The following is a 17430-nucleotide window of genomic DNA, read 5'->3' as shown; positions in this document are numbered from 1 at the left end:
CCGCGGCGTCGTCGTCCACATGGTCAGGGCGTGTCGGGGCGACGCGGCGCGTCGGCGTCGGCCGAGGGGGAGTCGTCGTCGACGGAGCTGTCGACCTCGACGTCGTCCGAGGTCTCGGCGTCGGTCGTGTCACCCGACTTCTCGACGTCGCCGCCTGCCGCGCCGCGCGAGCGGAGGAAGAGGAACGTCGCGACCGCGAACACGATCAGCGAGGTCCAGACGTTGAGGCGCCAGAACCCGATCTCGTTGACGTCGTCGATGCGCAGCTGCTCGATCCAGAAGCGCCCCGCGGTGTAGAGCATGACGTAGAGCCAGAACGCCCGGCCGCCCGTGAAGCGGTACTTCTTGTCGAGGTAGACCAGCAGCGCCGCGGCTGCGAGGTTCCAGAGCAGCTCGTAGAGGAACGTCGGGTGGAACGTCGCGTACTGGATGTAGTCGAGCGGACGGTTGCCCGGATCGATCTCGAGCCCCCACGGGAGCGTCGTCGGCTTGCCGAAGAGCTCCTGGTTGAAGTAGTTGCCGAGCCGGCCGACCGCCTGCGCGACGAGCAGTCCCGGGGCGACCGCGTCGGCGACCGCCGAGAACGACACGCCGGAGCGCTTCGCGGCGATGATCGCGCCGATGGCACCGCCGGCGATGGCGCCCCAGATGCCGAGACCGCCCTGCCAGATCTTGAGCGCGTCGATCGCGCTGCGCCCCTCGGCGAAGTAGAGCTCCGGGTCGGTGGCCACGTGGTACAGGCGGGCGCCCACGATGCCGAACGGGATGGCCCAGATCGCGACGTCGGCGATGACGCCCTCCTGGCCGCCGCGCGCCTGGAACCGGCGCTCACCGATCCAGATCGCGAGCAGGGCACCGATGATGATGCCGAGCGCGTAGGCACGGAGCGGGAAGGGACCGATCTCCCAGACGCCCGTCTCGGGGCTGGGGATGTAGGTCACGAAGTTCACGATCGCTCCATTCCGGCACGCAGGTCTCGGGTCAGGGCCGCCAGCGCGTCGAGGCCCTGCTGCTCGTCCTCGGCGTCCAGGAGGCAGCGTACGAGGGCGCTCCCCACGATGACGGCGTCGGCGAACGCGGCCACCTCGGCGGCCTGGGCGCCGTTGCTGACGCCGAGGCCCACGCCGATCGGCTTGTCGGTGACCGCACGGAGGCGGGCGACCAGCTCCGGCGCGAGGCTGGAGGTCTCGGTGCGCTGGCCCGTAACGCCCATCACGGCCGTGGCGTAGATGAATCCGCTGGCCGCCTCGGCGGTCAGCGCCATGCGCTCGTCGGTCGACGACGGCGACACGAGGTAGATGCGGTCGAGACCGTGGGCGCGCGAGGCGCGGTCCCACTCGGCGCCCTCGTCGGGGATGAGGTCGGGCGTGATGAGGCCGGCTCCCCCGGCGTCCGCGAGCAGGCTGGAGAAGAGGTCGACGCCGCGGCGCTCGACAGGGTTCCAGTAGGTCATGACGACCGTCGGCACCCCGAGGGCCGCCGTGGCCCGCACGACCTCGATGACGTCGTCGACCTTGGTGCCGCCCGCCAGCGCGGTCTCGGCGGCGGCCTGGATCGTGGGACCGTCCATCACCGGGTCGCTGTAGGGCAGCCCCACCTCGACCAGGTCGACACCGTTCTCGACCAGGGTGGCGATGGCGCGCTTGGACTGCTCGACCGTCGGGAAGCCGGCCGGCAGGTAGCCGACCAGGGCGGCGCGGTTCTCGGCGCGCGTGCGCGCAAAGAGGTCGTCGATGAGCGTCACGGGCGGTCCTCGGCCAGCAGGCCGAAGTACTCGGCCGCGGTGTGCACGTCCTTGTCGCCACGGCCCGAGAGGTTCACGAGGATCGTGGCGTCAGGACCGAGCTCCTGGGCGAGGTCGATCGCCCCGGCCAGCGCGTGCGCGGACTCGATCGCCGGGATGATGCCCTCGGTCTTGCAGAGCAGGGCGAAGGCCGACATCGCGGCGTCGTCGGTGGCCGGCACGTACTGCGCGCGGCCGGTCTCGGCGAGATAGGCGTGCTCGGGCCCGACGCCCGGGTAGTCGAGGCCGGCACTGATGGAGTGCGACTCGATCGTCTGGCCGTCGTCGTCCTGCAGCAGGAACGAACGGGCCCCGTGCAGCACGCCGACCTGACCGCCGGTGATGGTGGCGGCGTGGCGGCCGGTCTCGACGCCGTCACCACCGGCCTCGATGCCCACCAGGCGCACCTGCTCGTCGGGCACGAACGCCGTGAACATGCCGATCGCGTTCGACCCGCCGCCGACGCACGCCACGACGGCGTCCGGGAGGCGGCCGTCGAGCTCGAGCACCTGGGCGCGCGACTCGTCACCGATGCCACGGGTCAGCTCGCGCACCATCGACGGGAACGGGTGCGGCCCGGCAGCGGTGCCGAAGAGGTAGTGCGTCGTGTCGACGGTCGTGACCCAGTCGCGCAACGCCTCGTTGATGGCGTCCTTCAGCGTGCGGCTGCCGGTCGTGACGGGGATGACCTCGGCGCCCAGCATGCGCATGCGGGCGACGTTCAGCGCCTGGCGCTCGGTGTCGACCTCGCCCATGTAGACGGTGCACTCCAGGTCGAGGTACGCGCAGGCCGTGGCCGAGGCGACCCCGTGCTGCCCGGCACCGGTCTCGGCGATGCAGCGCGGCTTGCCGATGCGCTTCGCGAGCAGCGCCTGGCCGATCACGTTGCGGATCTTGTGGGCGCCGGTGTGGTTGAGGTCCTCGCGCTTGAGCAGGATGCGGGCACCCACCGCAGCACTGAAGCGGTGCGCCTCGTACATCGGGCTCGGCACGTTGGCGTACTCGCGCAGCATGCGGGCGAGCTCGGCCTGGAAGACGGGGTCGACCTGCGCGGCCTCCCACTCCCGGGTGATCTCGTCGAGCGGGGCGATCAGTGCCTCGGGCATGAAACGACCACCGAAGCGGCCGAAGTGTCCGGGGCCGTCGGGGAGGACTGCACTCACCAGCGTCAGCTCCTGTGCTGCAGGGCGGGGTGCGAACCGGCGGCGACCAGGTCGGCGACGGAGGCTCGCGGGTCGTCGTCGCGCACGAGGGTCTCGCCCACGAGCACCACGTTGGCACCGTGACGGCCGTACTCGATGACGTCGTGCGGACCGCGCACGCCCGACTCGGCCACCGACACGGCGGTCGACGGGATGCGCGGGGCGAGGCGCGCGAACGTGCCGCGATCGACCTCGAGGGTCTTGAGGTTGCGGGCGTTGACGCCGATGAGGTCGGCTCCCGCACCCACGGCGCGGTCGACCTCCTCCTCGTCGTGCACCTCGACGAGCGGCGTCAGGCCGATCGAGACGGCGCGCTCGATCAGGCTGACGAGCGCGTTCTGCTCGAGGGCGGCCACGATGAGCAGGGCCATGTCGGCGCCCGCGGCACGGGCCTCCCACAGCTGGTACGAGGTCGTGATGAAGTCCTTGCGCAGCACCGGGACGTCGACCGTGCCACGCACCGCGCGAAGGTCGTCGAGGGTGCCGCCGAAGCGGCGCTGCTCGGTGAGCACGCTGATGGCGGCCGCGCCGCCGGCCGCGTAGTCGGCCGCGAGCGACGCGGGATCGGTGATCGTCGCGAGGGCGCCCTTGCTGGGGCTGGACCGCTTGACCTCGGCGATGACCGAGACGCCCTCGGCACGGAAGGCCGGCATCGGGTCGCGCGCCTCGGGCTGACGTGCCGCCTTGGCCTTGAGGTCGTCGAGCGTCGTGACGGCCATGCGCTCCTCGAGGTCGGCGGCTGCGCCGGCGAGAATCTCGTCGAGTACGGACATGGCACCTCCTCGGGCTTCGGTCGATCGGGCCACCTCGTGGCACGAGGGGCTCGCCTTAGCGTAAACCCGCGCCGGGGTCGTTCCCGCACGGGTGCCCTGGGGCGGGATCTCCACTACTCTCCCGTGCATGTCGACCAGCGATCCGAACAGCAACGCCGGCCTGCCCAGCTACGGCTCCACGCCGCCTCCCACGGGTGGCTACCCGCCCCAGGCACCCGGCGGATACGGGATGCCGGCCCAGAACAACAGCAAGGCCGTGGTCGCGCTGGTCCTCGGCATCCTGGCGTTCGTGTGCTGTGGCCCGTTCACCGGCATCCCGGCCTTCATCGTGGGGCGCAAGGCGAAGCGCGAGATCGAGCAGTCGCAGGGCACCCAGTCAGGTGCCGGGCTGGCCACGGCCGGCTGGATCCTGGGCCTGGTCTCGTCGATCCTGTTCGTCCTCGGAGCCATCCTCTGGGGCATCCTGCTCGCGACGGGCAGCGCCGAGTTCACGTTCGAGACGTACTGACGGCCATCTGCGGAGCGGATGCCGACCCACGCGACGTCCACTAGTCTCCCGAGCATGTCGACCAACGACCCGAACAGCTCCTCGGACCTTCCCAGCTACGGCTCCACGCCGCCTCCCGAGGGCGGCTACCCGCCCCAGGCTCCCGGTGGCTACCCGCCCCAGGCTCCGGGTGGGTACGGCGCTCCGCAGAAGACCAACGGCAAGGCCACGGCCTCGCTGGTCCTCGGCATCGTCAGCTTCTTCTGCTTCGGCCTGGTGACCGGCATCCTCGCCATCGTGTTCAGCCGCATGGCGACGCAGGAGATCCGCAGCTCCAACGGCACGCAGAGCGGTGAGGGACTCGCCAAGGCGGGCTTCATCCTCGGCATCATCGGTCTTGTCCTTTGGGCGGCGTACCTGCTCCTGGTCCTGACCGGCGCGCTGGACAACGCGTTCGCCTGATCCACCCCACGACGAAGAACGGGTGCCGGACCTCGGTCCGGCACCCGTTCTTCGTTCGTCGGCGGCTCAGCGCGGCTGGGGCGCCGTGTAGAACGCGTTGCTGTCAGGCCGCCAGAGGAAGACCAGCACGGCGACGCTGACGACGAGGCTGACGATCCCGAGCAGCAGGAGCGCGACCGGCTGGCTGCCGAACAGGCCGTAGATCCCGAAGAGGATGCCCAGACCGGTCAGCACCGAGTAGACGATGCGGGCCCAGTTGGCGCCCTTGTTCAGGAAGTAGATGAACAGGATCGCGATGCCGACGCCGAACGCGATGCCGACGACGGCGCCCACGATGACGCTGACCCGCGCGGTGTCGTCGCTGATCGTGCCGTCGCCCCCGTTGACGAGGTCGTGGACGAGGTCGTCGAGAAAGACGATCGTGAGGATCGTCGAGAGCACGCTGAGGCCGACGTTGACCCAGATCAGCTTGACGGCCGTCTGGACGGACGCGGGGGCCGGTCCCTTCGTCGGCGGGACGTACGGCTGCTCGGGTCCAGCGGGGTAGGGCTCCATCGGACGGTCCTCTCGATCTCGGGAGTAGGGCCATGCGGCCCGGCCCGATCGTCTCGCAGAAGCTGGGCGGATGCACCTCTTCGCGCCTGCTCGACACCGCGATCCACTACGGTCCTGCCATGTCGACGCACGAGCCGGACCAGCCCGAGCAGCCCGAGCAGCCCGCCCCGCCGAACCCCTACGCCCAGCCCGACCAGCACGCCCAGCCGCCGCAGCAGCCCTACCCGCCGCAGGGCTACTACCCGCCGCAGGCCTACGGGTACCAGCAGCCGATGTATCCGTACTACGTCCAGCGCACCACGAGCCAGAAGGCGATCTGGGCGATGGTGCTCGGGATCGTCTCCATCTTCGGCACGGCGTGCTTCTACATCGGCGGATTCGCGATGGGCATCCCCGCGATCGTCCTGGGCGTCATCGCCCGCAAGGAGATCGCGGCCTCCAACGGTCAGCAGGAGGGCGGCGGGTTCGCCGTCGCGGGCCTGGTGACCGGCATCGTCGGACTGGTCCTCAACCTGCTGATCGTCGGGTTCCTCATCCTCGTCTTCGCGACCGAGGGCTTCGGCGACCCGTCCTGGGACTACTGAGCGGAGCGACGGGGCGTCAGGGCCGGAGCCCGACGCCCCACGGGGTGTACCGCAGGATCGCGAAGGCGGCCATGCAGACCGCGGCCGCGATCGCCCACGGCTTCGACAGCCGGATCCAGGGGACGTCCTGACCCTGCCAGCGGCGCACGACCCAGAGCACCCAGGCCACGCCCATCACGACCACGAAGACCACGGCGGCGGCGTTGCTGCTGAGGGCGGCCGCGACGTCGCCGCGCGTGAGGTCGTTCATCGCGCGCAGACCACCGCAGGCCGGGCACGGCTCACCCGTGACCAGCAGGAACGGGCAGAAGCCCCAGGAGCCCGAGGCGTGAGGATCGCGGAAGTGCAGAGCCACGATCGCAGCAGCACCGGCGGCGCCGATCGCGAGCGGCACCCGGACGAGCTCGGCGCGCGAGCGCTCCGCCCGAGGCGACCCGGGCGGTGAAGGCGGCAGGACCGCCTGCGACATCGTCAGTGGCTCTTCGCGCCGCGACCGGACTTGGACATGATCAGACCGACCGGGCCGGCGAGGACCGCGAGCACGCAACCGATCGTGAAGACGACCCAGTTGGGCTCGGGCACGAGGCCGATGCCACCGATCGTGGTGCCGAGGAGGGCGAGCAGGACGGCGGTCCAGGCAGCGGGCGAGGATCCGTGCGACATGGGCGAATTCTCCTGGCGGTATCGATCGGGAGGACGGGGTCAGCCTACCGGTCGCCGGTGGGGTCCTCGCGGTCAGCATCCGACTCGGTCGGGTCGACTCCCGCGTCCATCGCCTTCCAGAGGTCGGAGCCGTCGGGATCGGCAGCGACCGGTGCCGTACCCGCCGTCGGCGCGTCGTAGCGGCTGCTCATGGTCGGCCAGGCCGCCCCGTAGCGGATCACGAGCAGGCCGAGCAGCGCGGCCACAGCGAAGGCGGCGGCCGCGAGCCAGGGGCCCTGGTGGGTCACCGACGTGACGTCGACGCCCTGGCCGAACGCCACGCTCTCCTGCACGGCCGCGTCGACGACACCGTCAGGATCGGTACGGGTCGCGACGACGCCACCGACGGCCGAGACCACGATCAGCGCCCCGACGACCCGGCGGAACCAGCCGCTGGAGGCCAGCACCGCCAGCGCTGCGGCCACCACGACGATGGCGAGGCCCGGCACCAGCGGGCTCACGTCCGAGCCCTTGGTCAGGATCGTGGCGCCGGCGCCCTGGCCGTCACCCAGCGTGGTGGTGACCCACGTCCGGCGTCCGGCGACGAAGGCGCCGCCCCCGGCGGCGAGGACGCCGAGCACGGTCGGGCCGTACCAGCGACGGGGGTTCGAGAGCGCCACGTCAGAGCAGCCGGTCGGCGTCGAAGCAGGTGGTGGCGCCGGTGTGGCACGTCGGACCCGCGGGCACGGCCGTCACGAGCACCGTGTCGCCGTCGCAGTCCAGGCGCACTTCCCGCACGGCGAGCGTGTGGCCGGACGTCTCGCCCTTGACCCAGTACTCGCCCCGGCTGCGGCTCCAGAAGGTGGCGGCACCGGTCGTGAGCGTGCGGTGCAGTGCCTCGTCGTCCATCCAGCCGACCATGAGCACGTCGCGCGAGTCGGCGTCCTGGACGACGGCGGCGACGAGCCCGTTCGCGTCCCGCTTCAGCCTCGACGAGATCGCAGCATCCAGTGAAGTCACGGTGCCAGTGTCCCAGCCGGGGTGACGCCCCCGCCGAGGGAGGCCTGGGCGACCCAGCTGGCGTGAAGTCGCTGGTACACCCCTCCGGCGTCGACGAGGTCGGCGTGGGATCCGTCCTCGACCAGACGTCCTGCGTCGAACACCAGCACGCGGTCGGCGTTCTCGGCGGTCGAGAGGCGGTGCGCGATCGTGACGCTGGTGCGGCCGTCGAGCAGCACCTCGAGCGCGCGGGTGGCCCGCAGCTCGGTCTGCGGGTCGACGGCGCTGGTGGCCTCGTCGAGCACGAGGAACGCGGGGTCGGCGAGCGCCGAGCGCACGAGCGCGACGAGCTGGCGCTCCCCCGCCGACAGCGACTCGCCCCGCTGGCCGACGCGGGTCTCGAGGCCCCGCGGCAGCGCCTCGAACCAGTCGACCAGGCCGAGGTCGCCGATCGCGGCGACGAGCTCGGCGTCGGTCGCCGAGCGGCGTCCGTACCGGAGGTTCTCGGCGAGGGAGGAGTCGAACAGGAAGCCCTCCTGCGGCACCATCACGACGTGCCGGCGCAGGTCGGCGAACGAGACCTGGGCGATGTCGGCCCACTGGTCGTCACGCCCGAGAGAGACGGTGCCCTCGACGGGGTCCATGAGGCGGGTGAGCAGCTTGGCGAACGTGGTCTTGCCCGACCCCGTCTCCCCCACGACGGCGACGCGCTGTCGCGGCTCGATCGTGACGTCGAGGTCGGCCAGCACGGTGGGGCCCTCGGGATAGGCGAACCGCACGGCGGAGAAGCGCGCCCCGAGGTCGCCCGTCGGCAGGGCGGCGACGCCCGGCCCCGGGTCGACGACGTCGGCCGGCGTCTCCAGCAGCTCGATGACACGACGCCACGACGCGACCGCGTTCTGCGCCTCGGTGATGACCTGCGTCGCCATCTGCGCCGGACCCACGAACAGCGTGATGAGGAAGATGAACGCGATGACCGTGCCCATCGACAGGTCGCCGACGACGCCCAGCCAGACGCCGACGCCCAGCGCCGCGGCGTTGGCGACGCCGCCGACCAGGATGGCCGACGCGAACGTCACCGAGACGATGGTCTGGGCCTTGACGTTCGACCGGTAGTTGGTCTGGATGGCGTCGTCGATGCGCTGCTGGGTGCGGCGCTCGATCGCGTAGGAGCGCACGACCGAGGCACCGACGACCGGTTCGGCGATCGTGGTGAGGAGGTCGGCGACCGTCTGGCGCACGCGGTCGTACGCGATCGACATCCGCTCGGCGAAGATCTTCAGGCTCAGCGCCAGCGGGATGAAGACGCCGATCACGACGAGCGTGAGCTGCCACGACAGGAAGGCCATCACGACCGTGGCCACCAGCATCTGGCCGGCGCTCAGCACCAGGATCATGCCGGTCGACTGCAGGAACAGCGAGATCTGGTCGATGTCGGAGGTCACCCGGGAGACGAGCGATCCCCGACGCTGCGTGTTTTGCGTGAGCATCGACAGGTCGTGCACGTGGCGGAAGGCGCGCACGCGCAGCTGCGTGAGACCACGCTCGGTGCCCGTGAAGATGCGGACCTTCGCGGCCCAGCTCGCGACCCCCGAGACACCCAGCAGGACGGCCGCGAGCACCACGACCAGCACGATGCGACCGGAGTCGACCCCACCCTGCGTGTCGCCGAGGCCGGAGTCGACGGAGCGCTGGACGACGATCGGCACGAGCGAGCTGCCGGCGGTCCCGAGCAGGGCCAGCAGCACGGTGCGCCGCCAGCCCTCGACGATGGCCGGGCTCAGCGAGAGGCCGCGCCGGATGATGCGGAGGCTGCCCTCGCGCGGGTCGGACTTCTTCTTCTCACTCATGGTCGACCTCCTCCCGGGCCTGGTCGTACGCATCGACGAGGTCGCGGTACGCCGCGGACCTCTCGCGCAGCTCGGCGTGGGTGCCGCGGTCGGCGATCCGCCCGTCGGCCAGGTGCACGACCTGGTCGGCCAGCGCGATCGTGGCCTTCCGGTACGCCACGACCAGGACGGTGGGGCCGCCCTCGCCCTGCGACCGCTCGGCGAGCGCCCGCAGGATGCGCTGCTCGACGGCGGGGTCGAGCGCACTGGTGGCGTCGTCGAGCACCAGCAGCCGCGGGTCGCGCACCAGGGCGCGGGCCAGGGAGAGTCGCTGGCGCTGGCCGCCCGACAGGGACGTGCCCCGCTCCCCCAGCTGCGTGTCGAGCCCCTGGGGCAGGGCCTCGACGAAACGGTCGGCCTGCACCGTGCGCAGGACGTCCCAGACGGCCTCGTCGCTGATCTCGGCGTCGAGCGTCACGTTGCTGCGCACGGTGTCGTCGAAGAGGAAGGTCGCCTGCGGCACGAGCGCGACCGCTGCCGCGAGCTCGTCGTGGTCGATGTCGGGCGCCGGTCGGCCGTCGAGCAGGACCTGGCCCTCATCGGCGTCGAGGAGCCGGGTGACGAGCGACGCGAGCGTGCTCTTGCCGCTGCCCGTGGACCCCACGACGGCCGTGACGCTGCCGGGCGTGATCTCGAGGTCGAGGTCGGCGAGCACCGGCTCGCCGGGCTCGTAGGCGAACCCGAGACCCTCGGTGCGCAGCCCGACGGGGCCGGATCCGGGCAGGTCAGCGGTGCCGTACGGGAAGCGGGTCGGGTCGTCGAGCACGCCCCGCACGCGGTCCCAGCCGACGACCGTGCGCGGCAGCTCGGCCAGCACCCAGCCGATCGCCCGCACCGGCATCGCGACGATCGTGAACAGGTAGGCGATCTGGACGACGTCACCCGGGTCGGTGGCGCCGGACTCGATGCGGCCGATGCCGAGCAGCACGACCAGCAGCACGCCGATGCTGGGCAGGGCCTCGAGCACCGGCTCGAACACCGCACGCACGCGCCCCACGGCGATGTTCGCGTCGCGCAGCTCCTCCGACGCGCTGGCGAACCGGGCGGTCTCCTCGTCCTCGCGGCCCAGCGACTTCACCACGAGTGCGCCGTCGAAGGACTCGTGCGCGACGGACGAGACGTCACCGCGCAGGCTCTGCGCCTGGGCCATGCGGGGGCCCTGACGGCGCTGGTAGACCACGTTGAGGACGAACAGGAGCGGGAAGACCACCAGTCCCACGAGCGTGAGCACCAGGTCGGCGGCCAGCATCGTGGCAACTGCGACGACCAGCATCGCGATGACGCCGATCGCCATCGGCAGCGGCATGAAGACGCTCCAGATGGCCTCGACGTCCGCGTTGGCGTTGGACAGCAGCTGACCCGTGGGGTGCGCCTGGTGCCAGGAGACCGGAAGCCTCAGGTACTTCCGGGTGACGCGGCGACGATCGCCCGCGACGAGGCGGTAGAACACGATGCCGCCGACGAGGCGCCGCCCGACGACGCCGATCATCCGCAGGATCGACACGCTGATGAACAGCAGGACGCCCGTGACGAGTGCGCCGGTGGCCACGTCGCCGTCCTCGAACGACGGCCGGATCACGTGGTCGGTGGCCCAGCCGAGCACCCAGGCGTCGGCGACGGTCGTGGCGCCGAACAGCACCGAGAACACGATCGACAGCGTGAACAGGGCCTTCTGACGGCCGATGCCGATGCCGAGCACACGGAAGCCCCGACGGGTCAGGTCGGTGGTGTCAGTGCCTCCGAGGTTGTCCAGGGAGGTCGTCATCGAACGGTGTGGCCGGCGGCGCGCAAGGTGCTCTTCACGTCCTGGATGGTCAGGCTCCCGAAGTGGAACACACTGGCGGCGAGCACGGCGTCGGCGCCGGCCTCGACCGCTGGGGGGAAGTGTTCGAGCTTCCCGGCGCCGCCACTGGCGATCAGTGGCACTTGTGTAACGCTGCGGACCGCCCGAATCATTTCCAGGTCGAAGCCCTGTCTCGTGCCGTCGGCGTCCATCGAGTTCAGCAGGATCTCGCCCGCGCCCAGCTCACTGGCCTGACGCACCCACGCGACGGCGTCGATCCCGGCGCTCTGGCGACCTCCGTGGGTCGTGACCTCGAAGCCGCTCGGCTGGTCGGGCGCGCGGCGTGCGTCCACGCTGAGCACGAGCACCTGGTTGCCGAACCGCCGCGAGATCTCGCCGATCACGTCGGGGCGCGCGATCGCGGCGGTGTTGATGCCGACCTTGTCGGCGCCGGCGCGCAGCAGGCGATCGACGTCGTCGGGCGTGCGCACGCCGCCGCCGACGGTGAGCGGGATGAAGACCTGCTCGGCGGTCTGGCCGACGATGTCGTAGGTCGTGCTGCGGTCGCCGCTGGAGGCCGTGATGTCGAGGAAGGTCAGCTCGTCGGCACCGGCGGCGTCGTAGACGCGCGCCATCTCGACGGGGTCACCCGCGTCGCGCAGGTCGACGAAGTTGACGCCCTTGACGACGCGGCCCGCGTCGACGTCGAGACACGGGATGACACGGACGGCGAGGCTCACACGGCGCCCTTGGTGAGCGCGAGCGCCTCCTCGAGCGTGAACTGGCCCGTGTAGAGCGCGGTGCCCGCGATCGCGCCCTCGACCCCGAGGTGCACGAGGCCCGAGAGGGCCTTGATGTCGTCGAGCGTGGTGACACCGCCGGAGGCGACGACCGGGCGGTCCGTGCGGGAGCAGACGTCGCGCAGCAGGTCGAGGTTGGGGCCCTGCAGCATGCCGTCCTTGTTGACGTCCGTGACGACGTAGCGGGCGCAGCCCTCCCCGTCGAGGCGAGCGAGGGTCTCGTAGAGGTCGCCGCCGTCGCGGGTCCAGCCGCGGGCCGCAAGGGTCGTGCCGCGGACGTCGAGGCCGATCGCCACCCGGTCGCCCCAGGTCGCGATGGCCTTCGCGCACCACTCGGGCTGCTCGAGCGCGGCGGTGCCGATGTTCACGCGCCGGCAACCCGTCGCCATCGCGGCCTCGAGCGACTCGTCGTCGCGGATGCCACCGGACATCTCGACCTGGATGTCGAGGCGGCCGACGATCTCGGCCTGCAGCTCGCGGTTCTGGCCGTGGCCGAACGCGGCGTCCAGGTCGACCAGGTGGAGCCACTCGGCGCCGGCCTCCTGCCATCGCAGCGCAGCCTCGATCGGGTCGCCGAACGCCTTCTCCGACCCGTCGACGCCCTGCACCAGCTGGACGGCCTGACCACCCTTGATGTCGACGGCGGGCAGCAGCTCCAGGTAGTCACTCACGCCCGCGAGCCTATCGCTGAGCCCTCCCGCCCCCGCTGGGCGGTGAGCCGAGGGTGGTGGGTTGTCGGTGGGCGGTCGTAGCGTCGGCGGCATGACCACCGTGATCCTCGTGCCCGGGTTCTGGCTGCAGGCCGACTCGTGGAACGACACCCTCCCACCGATCGTCGAGGCCGGCCACACCGCGGTGCCGCTGACCCTGCCGGGCCTGGAGTCCGCCGAGGCCGACCGGTCCGGCGTCGGGCTGGCCCAGCACGTCGCCGCCGTCGTGGCCGAGATCGACCGCCACGACGAGCCGGTCGTGCTCGTGGGGCACAGCGGCGGCGGCACCGTCATCCACGCGGCCGTCGACCAGCGGCCCGACCGCGTGGCCCGGGCCGTCTACGTCGACTCGGTGCCCATCCCCCACGGCCTGGCCACCAACGCGAACCTGCCCGCGGCGGCCGCTGACACCCCGCTTCCGCCGTGGGACCTCTGGGGCGGCACCGACGCCAAGGACCTCGACGGTCTCGACGACAGCGCGCTCGCCGCGTTCCGTGCACGGGCCGTGCCCCACCCCTCCGCGGCCGCCACCGACGTGCAGCAGCTCTCCGACGAGCGACGCTACGACGTCCCGGCCACGGTCATCCTCTCGACCTTCACGCAGCAGCAGATCGACGAGTTCGTCGCGGCGGGCGAGGACGAGGTGGCCGAGCTCCCGAAGGTGCGCGACCTCACGTACGTCGAGCTCCCCACGGGCCACTGGCCCCAGTTCTCGCGTCCCGACGACCTGGGTCGGGCCATCGCCGACGCGATCAGCTGAGTGCCGTCACCACCAGCACGACGGCGACCACCATCTCGAGGCCTGCTGCGACCCGGAAGGCGGTCGTGCGCGAGAGCATCCAGACGACTCCCGGGCCCACCAGGGTCAGCGCGATGCCGACCCACATGACCGTCCGCCACAGCACGTAGTCGCCCGAGGCCACCGGGTCTCCGTCGAAGCTGGTGCTCGACAGCCCGCCGATCACCACCAGGAACGGGCCGGACACCCACACGACCAGCAGCACCAGGGCCACGGTCTCGCGCACCACCGAGCGAGGACGCGTCGGCTCGGGCTCGCTCATCCGTGAAGCGTAGGCCGCGATCGGCTAGAGCGTCGCGATCCAGTTCTCGAGGAGTCGGCGGCCTGCGTCGGCGGACTTCTCCGGGTGGAACTGCGTGGCCCACAGCGGACCGTGCTCGACGGCCGAGACGAAGCGATCGCCCTCGTAGCCGGTCCACGTGACCTCGGGCTGCTTGACCGGACCACCCGGCGTGATTTCCCACGACCTGACGCCGTAGGAGTGCACGAAGTAGAACCGCTCGTCCGCCAGGCCCGCGAACATGCGCGAGCCCGCGGGCGGCTCGACGGTGTTCCAGCCCATGTGCGGCACGATCGGCGCCTGCAGCCGCTCGACGGTGCCAGGCCACTCACCGCACCCGGCCGTGCGCACGCCGTGCTCGATGCCCTCGGCGAACAGGATCTGCATCCCCACGCAGATGCCGAGCACCGGACGGTTCGCGATGAGTCGACGCTCGATGAGCCGCTCGCCGTCGACCGCCGACAGCCCGTTCATGCATGCCTCGAACGCACCGACGCCCGGCACGAGCAGTCCGTCGGCCTCGTACGCCAGGGTCGGGTCGGCGGTCAGCGTGACGGTGCAGCCGCGGGCCTCACCGGCACGCTCCACCGCGCGCACGGCGGAACGCACGTTCCCCGACCCGTAGTCGAGGACCGCGATCGAGACCGGCACTACAGCGCACCCTTCGTGGAGGGAATGCCCGTCTCGCGCGGGTCGATCTCGACGGCCTCGCGCAGCGCGCGCGCCAGTGCCTTGAACTGGCACTCGGCGATGTGGTGCGGGTCGCGCCCCGAGGTCAGTGTCATGTGCAGCGTGAGACCCGCGTGGTGCGCGATCGACTCGAACACGTGTGAGGTCAGCGAGCCGGAGTACTGGCCACCGATCACCACGGTGATCTGTCGCTCGGGCTCGCCGGTGTGCACGAAGTAGGGGCGTCCGGACACGTCGACGGTGCACGTGGCGATGGCCTCGTCGAGCGGCACGGTGGCCGTGCCGTAGCGACGGATGCCGGACTTGTCGCCCAGGGCCTCGCGCAACGCGTCGCCGATCGCGATCGCGGTGTCCTCGACCGTGTGGTGGGCGTCGATGTGCAGATCGCCCTCCGTGCGCACGGCGAGGTCGATCAGGGAGTGACGCGACAGCGCGGTGAGCATGTGGTCGTAGAAGCCGACGCCCGTGGAGATGTCGTGGTGTCCGGTGCCGTCGAGGTCGACCTCGACGACGACGTGGGACTCGGAGGTCTTTCGCTCGATCCGAGCACGGCGGGGTCCGCGCTCGGGGGCGGTGTCGGCGCTGTGGCTCATGTCGTGGTCACCTCCTGGAGGGCTGTGTGGAACGCATCCATCTCGTCCGGCGTGCCGATCGAGACGCGCAGCCATCCTAGGGGGCCGGTCTCCCGGATCAGGACGCCGCGGTCGACGAGGGCCTGCCAGACGGCGTGCCGGTCCTCGAAGGTCCCGAACAGGATGAAGTTCGCGTCGGACTCGGCGACGCGGAAGCCCGCATCCCGCAGTCGCTCGGCCGAGCGGTCGCGCCCGACGCGCAGCGCGTCGACCTGGGCCAGCAGCTCGTCGGTGTGCCGCAGCGCCGCCTCCGCAGTGGCCTGCGTGACCGACGACAGGTGGTACGGGAGCCGCACGATGCGCAGCGCGTCGACGATGGCGGGGTCGGCCGCGAGGTATCCGAGCCGGCCGCCGGCCAGCGCGAAGGCCTTGCTCATCGTGCGTGTCACGACGAGCCGCGGGAACTCCGCCAGCAGCTCCAGCGCCGACGGCGTCCCTGCCCTCCGGAACTCCGCGTAGGCCTCGTCGACCACCACGAGGCCAGGGGCCGCCTCCAGAACGGCCCGCGTGTGAGCGGGATCGAGCGAGGTGCCGGTCGGGTTGTTGGGCGAGGTGAGGAACACGACGTCCGGGCGCTCGGCCTCGATCAGGGCCACGGCGGACTCGGCATCGATGCCGAAGTCCTCACGACGCTGACCCGCGACCCAGCGCGTGTGGGTGTTGCGCGCGTACTCGGGATACATCGAGTAGGTCGGCGCGAACGACAGCGCCGTGCGCCCGGGGCCCCCGAAGGCCTGGAGGATCTGCTGCATCACCTCGTTCGAGCCGTTGGCGGCCCACACCCCCGCCGCCTCGATGCCAGGGGTCTCGCGCGACAGGTAGGCCGCCAGCGCGGTGCGCAGGCCCCACGCCTCACGGTCCGGATAGCGGTTGAGCCCCAGCGTCGCGGCCCTGACCGACGTGGCAACGTCGCCGGCCACCGTCTCGCTCGGGCCGTAGGGGTTCTCGTTGGTGTTGAGGCGCACCGGCACGTCGATCTGCGGCGCGCCGTACGGCTCCTCCCCCCGCAGCTCGTCACGCAGCGGGACCCACTCAGGCACGCTCATTGGGAGATCCGGACGGTGACCGCCGCGCCGTGCGACGGCAGGTTCTCGGCCTCCGCCAGCGTCACGACGTGCGGACCGACCTCACGCAGCGCGCCCTCGGAGTACGTGATGACCTGCATGTTCTTGCAGAACGCCCGCACCGACAGTCCCGACGAGTGGCAGGCACAGCCCGCCGTCGGCAGCACGTGGTTGGAGCCGGCCGCGTAGTCACCGAGCGACACCGGGCTGAACGACCCGACGAACACCGCACCGGCGTTGACGATCAGCTCGGCGACGGCCGAGGCGTCCTCCGTCTGGATCTCCAGGTGCTCGGCGGCGTACGCGTTGGCCACGTCGACGGCCTGGTCGACGTCACGCACCAGGACCGTGGCGGACTGCGGGCCCGACAGCGCGGTGCGGATGCGATCGACGTGCCGGGCAGCGGTCACCTGGGCGGGCAGGGCGGCGTCGACACGGTCGGCGAGGTCCTCGCTGTCGGTGATGAGCACCGAGGCGGCCATCGGGTCGTGCTCGGCCTGGCTGATCAGGTCGGCGACGACGAGCTCGGCGTCGGCCGAGACGTCGGCGATGATCGCGATCTCGGTCGGGCCGGCCTCGGAGTCGATCGCGACGGTGCCCTGCAGGTACCGCTTGGCGGCCGCGACGTAGATGTTGCCCGGGCCCGTGATCAGGTTGACCGGGGCGCACTCGCCTCCGCCGTACGCCAGCAGCGCGAGCGCCTGCGCGCCTCCGGCGGCGTAGACCTCGTCGACGCCGAGCAGCGCGCACGCCGCCAGGATCGAGGGGTGCGGCCAGCCGTCGTGGTGCTTGCTGGGCGGGCTGGCGAGCGCGATGCCGGTGACGCAGGCGACCTGGGCGGGCACCGTGTTCATGACCACGGTGCTGACGAGCGGAGCCAGGCCGCCCGGGACGTAGAGACCGACGCGCTGCATCGGCACGATGCGGCGCTCGACGACCGCGCCGTCGGCGACGGTCGTCGTGACGCTGTGCTCGAGCTCGGCCTCGCACGTGACGCGCAGCCGCTCGATCGAGACCTCGAGCGCGGCCCGGATCTCGGGATCGAGACCCTCGAGCGCGGCGGCCAGCACGTCGGCGGGAACCCGCAGCTGGGACGGTCGCACGCCGTCGAACCGCTCTCCGGCGTCCAGGACGGCCTCGACGCCGCGTTCACGGACGTCCTCGCAGATCGGACGGACCGCCTCGAGCGCCTGCTCCACGTCGACCTCGGCCCGCGGCACCGCATGGCCGTAGACCGACGCCCGTTCCTGGGGCTCGGGGGTCAACTGGCGCAGGTCGAGACGTCGCATCACGGGC

22 protein-coding genes are annotated in these 17430 nt (G+C 71.5%); 4 read left to right on the top strand and 18 right to left on the bottom strand.

All coding sequences use genetic code 11. The features are described from left to right. Nucleotides 1-23: 23 nt before the first annotated feature. The 4 genes from lgt to trpC all read right to left on the bottom strand — a co-directional run bounded on the left by lgt (nucleotide 24) and on the right by trpC (nucleotide 3758). Nucleotides 24-950 (bottom strand): prolipoprotein diacylglyceryl transferase, encoded by a 927-nt coding sequence (gene lgt, locus LO931_RS10940; protein ID WP_229053631.1) that lies wholly within the window; start codon nucleotides 948-950, stop codon nucleotides 24-26. Then, nucleotides 947-1744: a tryptophan synthase subunit alpha gene (trpA, locus tag LO931_RS10935; RefSeq protein WP_229053630.1), complete on the bottom strand. Its 798-nt coding sequence runs from the start codon at nucleotides 1742-1744 to the stop codon at nucleotides 947-949. The genes lgt and trpA overlap by 4 nt, the downstream gene beginning before the upstream one ends. Continuing rightward, the gene (trpB, locus tag LO931_RS10930; protein ID WP_370636124.1) at nucleotides 1741-2889 is read right to left on the bottom strand and encodes a tryptophan synthase subunit beta; all 1149 of its coding nucleotides are present in this window, start codon (nucleotides 2887-2889) and stop codon (nucleotides 1741-1743) included. Before trpB ends, trpA begins: the two co-directional genes overlap by 4 nt. A 62-nt stretch (nucleotides 2890-2951) precedes the next feature. Then, nucleotides 2952-3758: an indole-3-glycerol phosphate synthase TrpC gene (gene trpC, locus LO931_RS10925; protein ID WP_229053628.1), complete on the bottom strand. Its 807-nt coding sequence runs from the start codon at nucleotides 3756-3758 to the stop codon at nucleotides 2952-2954. 127 nt (nucleotides 3759-3885) lie between these two features. On the opposite strand from trpC, the gene LO931_RS10920 reads away from it, so the two are divergent. After that, nucleotides 3886-4266: a DUF4190 domain-containing protein gene (locus LO931_RS10920; RefSeq protein ID WP_229053627.1), complete on the top strand. Its 381-nt coding sequence runs from the start codon at nucleotides 3886-3888 to the stop codon at nucleotides 4264-4266. A gap of 54 nt (nucleotides 4267-4320) precedes the next feature. Continuing rightward, a complete protein-coding gene (locus LO931_RS10915) occupies nucleotides 4321-4707 on the top strand; it encodes a DUF4190 domain-containing protein (RefSeq protein ID WP_229053626.1) in 387 nt (128 codons plus the stop codon). A gap of 66 nt (nucleotides 4708-4773) precedes the next feature. Here LO931_RS10915 and LO931_RS10910 read toward each other — a convergent pair whose 3' ends face one another. After that, nucleotides 4774-5262: a hypothetical protein gene (locus LO931_RS10910; RefSeq protein ID WP_229053625.1), complete on the bottom strand. Its 489-nt coding sequence runs from the start codon at nucleotides 5260-5262 to the stop codon at nucleotides 4774-4776. 119 nt (nucleotides 5263-5381) lie between these two features. On the opposite strand from LO931_RS10910, the gene LO931_RS10905 reads away from it, so the two are divergent. Next, nucleotides 5382-5846, top strand: coding sequence for a DUF4190 domain-containing protein (locus LO931_RS10905; protein WP_229053624.1), 465 nt, complete (start codon nucleotides 5382-5384; stop codon nucleotides 5844-5846). A 16-nt stretch (nucleotides 5847-5862) separates the two neighbouring features. On the opposite strand, the gene LO931_RS10900 is transcribed toward LO931_RS10905, so the two are convergent. Genes LO931_RS10900 through priA form a run of 8 tightly spaced genes read right to left on the bottom strand, consistent with a single transcriptional unit; the run spans nucleotide 5863 to nucleotide 12630 of the window. Then, nucleotides 5863-6315: a DUF2752 domain-containing protein gene (locus tag LO931_RS10900; protein ID WP_229053623.1), complete on the bottom strand. Its 453-nt coding sequence runs from the start codon at nucleotides 6313-6315 to the stop codon at nucleotides 5863-5865. 2 nt (nucleotides 6316-6317) lie between these two features. Further along, a complete protein-coding gene (locus LO931_RS10895; RefSeq protein ID WP_229053622.1) occupies nucleotides 6318-6509 on the bottom strand; it encodes an HGxxPAAW family protein in 192 nt (63 codons plus the stop codon). Between the two features lie 44 nt (nucleotides 6510-6553). Further along, nucleotides 6554-7168, bottom strand: coding sequence for a TIGR02234 family membrane protein (locus LO931_RS10890; protein WP_229053621.1), 615 nt, complete (start codon nucleotides 7166-7168; stop codon nucleotides 6554-6556). 1 nt (nucleotide 7169) lies between these two features. Then, the gene (gene hisI / locus LO931_RS10885; protein ID WP_229053620.1) at nucleotides 7170-7508 is read right to left on the bottom strand and encodes a phosphoribosyl-AMP cyclohydrolase; all 339 of its coding nucleotides are present in this window, start codon (nucleotides 7506-7508) and stop codon (nucleotides 7170-7172) included. Then, complete coding sequence (locus LO931_RS10880) at nucleotides 7505-9337, bottom strand: ABC transporter ATP-binding protein (RefSeq protein WP_229053619.1); 1833 nt, start codon at nucleotides 9335-9337, stop codon at nucleotides 7505-7507. The genes hisI and LO931_RS10880 overlap by 4 nt, the downstream gene beginning before the upstream one ends. Beyond that, entirely contained in the window at nucleotides 9330-11141 is a 1812-nt protein-coding gene (locus tag LO931_RS10875) for an ABC transporter ATP-binding protein (RefSeq protein ID WP_229053618.1), read from the bottom strand. Before LO931_RS10875 ends, LO931_RS10880 begins: the two co-directional genes overlap by 8 nt. Then, a complete protein-coding gene (hisF, locus tag LO931_RS10870) occupies nucleotides 11138-11899 on the bottom strand; it encodes an imidazole glycerol phosphate synthase subunit HisF (RefSeq protein WP_229053617.1) in 762 nt (253 codons plus the stop codon). Before hisF ends, LO931_RS10875 begins: the two co-directional genes overlap by 4 nt. Beyond that, nucleotides 11896-12630, bottom strand: coding sequence for a bifunctional 1-(5-phosphoribosyl)-5-((5-phosphoribosylamino)methylideneamino)imidazole-4-carboxamide isomerase/phosphoribosylanthranilate isomerase PriA (gene priA, locus LO931_RS10865; RefSeq protein ID WP_229053616.1), 735 nt, complete (start codon nucleotides 12628-12630; stop codon nucleotides 11896-11898). The genes hisF and priA overlap by 4 nt, the downstream gene beginning before the upstream one ends. 91 nt (nucleotides 12631-12721) lie before the next feature. On the opposite strand from priA, the gene LO931_RS10860 reads away from it, so the two are divergent. Continuing rightward, complete coding sequence (locus LO931_RS10860) at nucleotides 12722-13429, top strand: alpha/beta fold hydrolase (protein WP_229053615.1); 708 nt, start codon at nucleotides 12722-12724, stop codon at nucleotides 13427-13429. Here LO931_RS10860 and LO931_RS10855 read toward each other — a convergent pair. Genes LO931_RS10855 through hisD form a run of 5 tightly spaced genes read right to left on the bottom strand, consistent with a single transcriptional unit; the run spans nucleotide 13422 to nucleotide 17426 of the window. Then, nucleotides 13422-13730 (bottom strand): hypothetical protein, encoded by a 309-nt coding sequence (locus LO931_RS10855; protein ID WP_229053614.1) that lies wholly within the window; start codon nucleotides 13728-13730, stop codon nucleotides 13422-13424. The genes LO931_RS10860 and LO931_RS10855 overlap by 8 nt on opposite strands. A gap of 24 nt (nucleotides 13731-13754) precedes the next feature. Beyond that, a complete protein-coding gene (hisH, locus tag LO931_RS10850) occupies nucleotides 13755-14399 on the bottom strand; it encodes an imidazole glycerol phosphate synthase subunit HisH (protein ID WP_229053613.1) in 645 nt (214 codons plus the stop codon). Beyond that, the gene (hisB, locus tag LO931_RS10845) at nucleotides 14399-15031 is read right to left on the bottom strand and encodes an imidazoleglycerol-phosphate dehydratase HisB (RefSeq protein ID WP_229053612.1); all 633 of its coding nucleotides are present in this window, start codon (nucleotides 15029-15031) and stop codon (nucleotides 14399-14401) included. The genes hisH and hisB overlap by 1 nt, the downstream gene beginning before the upstream one ends. Beyond that, on the bottom strand, nucleotides 15028-16116 hold the full coding sequence (locus LO931_RS10840) for a histidinol-phosphate transaminase (protein ID WP_229053611.1): 1089 nt from the start codon (nucleotides 16114-16116) through the stop codon (nucleotides 15028-15030). Before LO931_RS10840 ends, hisB begins: the two co-directional genes overlap by 4 nt. Then, nucleotides 16113-17426 (bottom strand): histidinol dehydrogenase, encoded by a 1314-nt coding sequence (gene hisD / locus LO931_RS10835; protein WP_370636101.1) that lies wholly within the window; start codon nucleotides 17424-17426, stop codon nucleotides 16113-16115. The genes LO931_RS10840 and hisD overlap by 4 nt, the downstream gene beginning before the upstream one ends. Between the last annotated feature and the right edge of the window lie 4 nt (nucleotides 17427-17430).

Source organism: Aeromicrobium sp. Leaf350, assembly GCF_916858655.1.
Classification (GTDB): Bacteria; Actinomycetota; Actinomycetes; order Propionibacteriales; family Nocardioidaceae; genus Aeromicrobium.
Note: the sequence above shows the minus strand (reverse complement) of the source record. Positions and strands in the feature narration are given on the sequence as shown.

What these genes read in the sequence shown, in the direction of transcription:
- LO931_RS10875 (WP_229053618.1), bottom strand. Translation starts at nt 11,141, where the DNA reads ATGACGACCTCCCTGGACAACCTCGGAGGCACTGACACCACCGACCTG.
- LO931_RS10880 (WP_229053619.1), bottom strand. Translation starts at nt 9,337, where the DNA reads ATGAGTGAGAAGAAGAAGTCCGACCCGCGCGAGGGCAGCCTCCGCATC.
- LO931_RS10910 (WP_229053625.1), bottom strand. Translation starts at nt 5,262, where the DNA reads ATGGAGCCCTACCCCGCTGGACCCGAGCAGCCGTACGTCCCGCCGACG.
- LO931_RS10840 (WP_229053611.1), bottom strand. Translation starts at nt 16,116, where the DNA reads ATGAGCGTGCCTGAGTGGGTCCCGCTGCGTGACGAGCTGCGGGGGGAG.
- LO931_RS10920 (WP_229053627.1), top strand. Translation starts at nt 3,886, where the DNA reads ATGTCGACCAGCGATCCGAACAGCAACGCCGGCCTGCCCAGCTACGGC.
- LO931_RS10860 (WP_229053615.1), top strand. Translation starts at nt 12,722, where the DNA reads ATGACCACCGTGATCCTCGTGCCCGGGTTCTGGCTGCAGGCCGACTCG.
- LO931_RS10905 (WP_229053624.1), top strand. Translation starts at nt 5,382, where the DNA reads ATGTCGACGCACGAGCCGGACCAGCCCGAGCAGCCCGAGCAGCCCGCC.
- hisB (WP_229053612.1), bottom strand. Translation starts at nt 15,031, where the DNA reads ATGAGCCACAGCGCCGACACCGCCCCCGAGCGCGGACCCCGCCGTGCT.
- trpB (WP_370636124.1), bottom strand. Translation starts at nt 2,889, where the DNA reads ATGCCCGAGGCACTGATCGCCCCGCTCGACGAGATCACCCGGGAGTGG.
- LO931_RS10895 (WP_229053622.1), bottom strand. Translation starts at nt 6,509, where the DNA reads ATGTCGCACGGATCCTCGCCCGCTGCCTGGACCGCCGTCCTGCTCGCC.
- LO931_RS10900 (WP_229053623.1), bottom strand. Translation starts at nt 6,315, where the DNA reads ATGTCGCAGGCGGTCCTGCCGCCTTCACCGCCCGGGTCGCCTCGGGCG.
- LO931_RS10915 (WP_229053626.1), top strand. Translation starts at nt 4,321, where the DNA reads ATGTCGACCAACGACCCGAACAGCTCCTCGGACCTTCCCAGCTACGGC.
- trpC (WP_229053628.1), bottom strand. Translation starts at nt 3,758, where the DNA reads ATGTCCGTACTCGACGAGATTCTCGCCGGCGCAGCCGCCGACCTCGAG.
- LO931_RS10855 (WP_229053614.1), bottom strand. Translation starts at nt 13,730, where the DNA reads ATGAGCGAGCCCGAGCCGACGCGTCCTCGCTCGGTGGTGCGCGAGACC.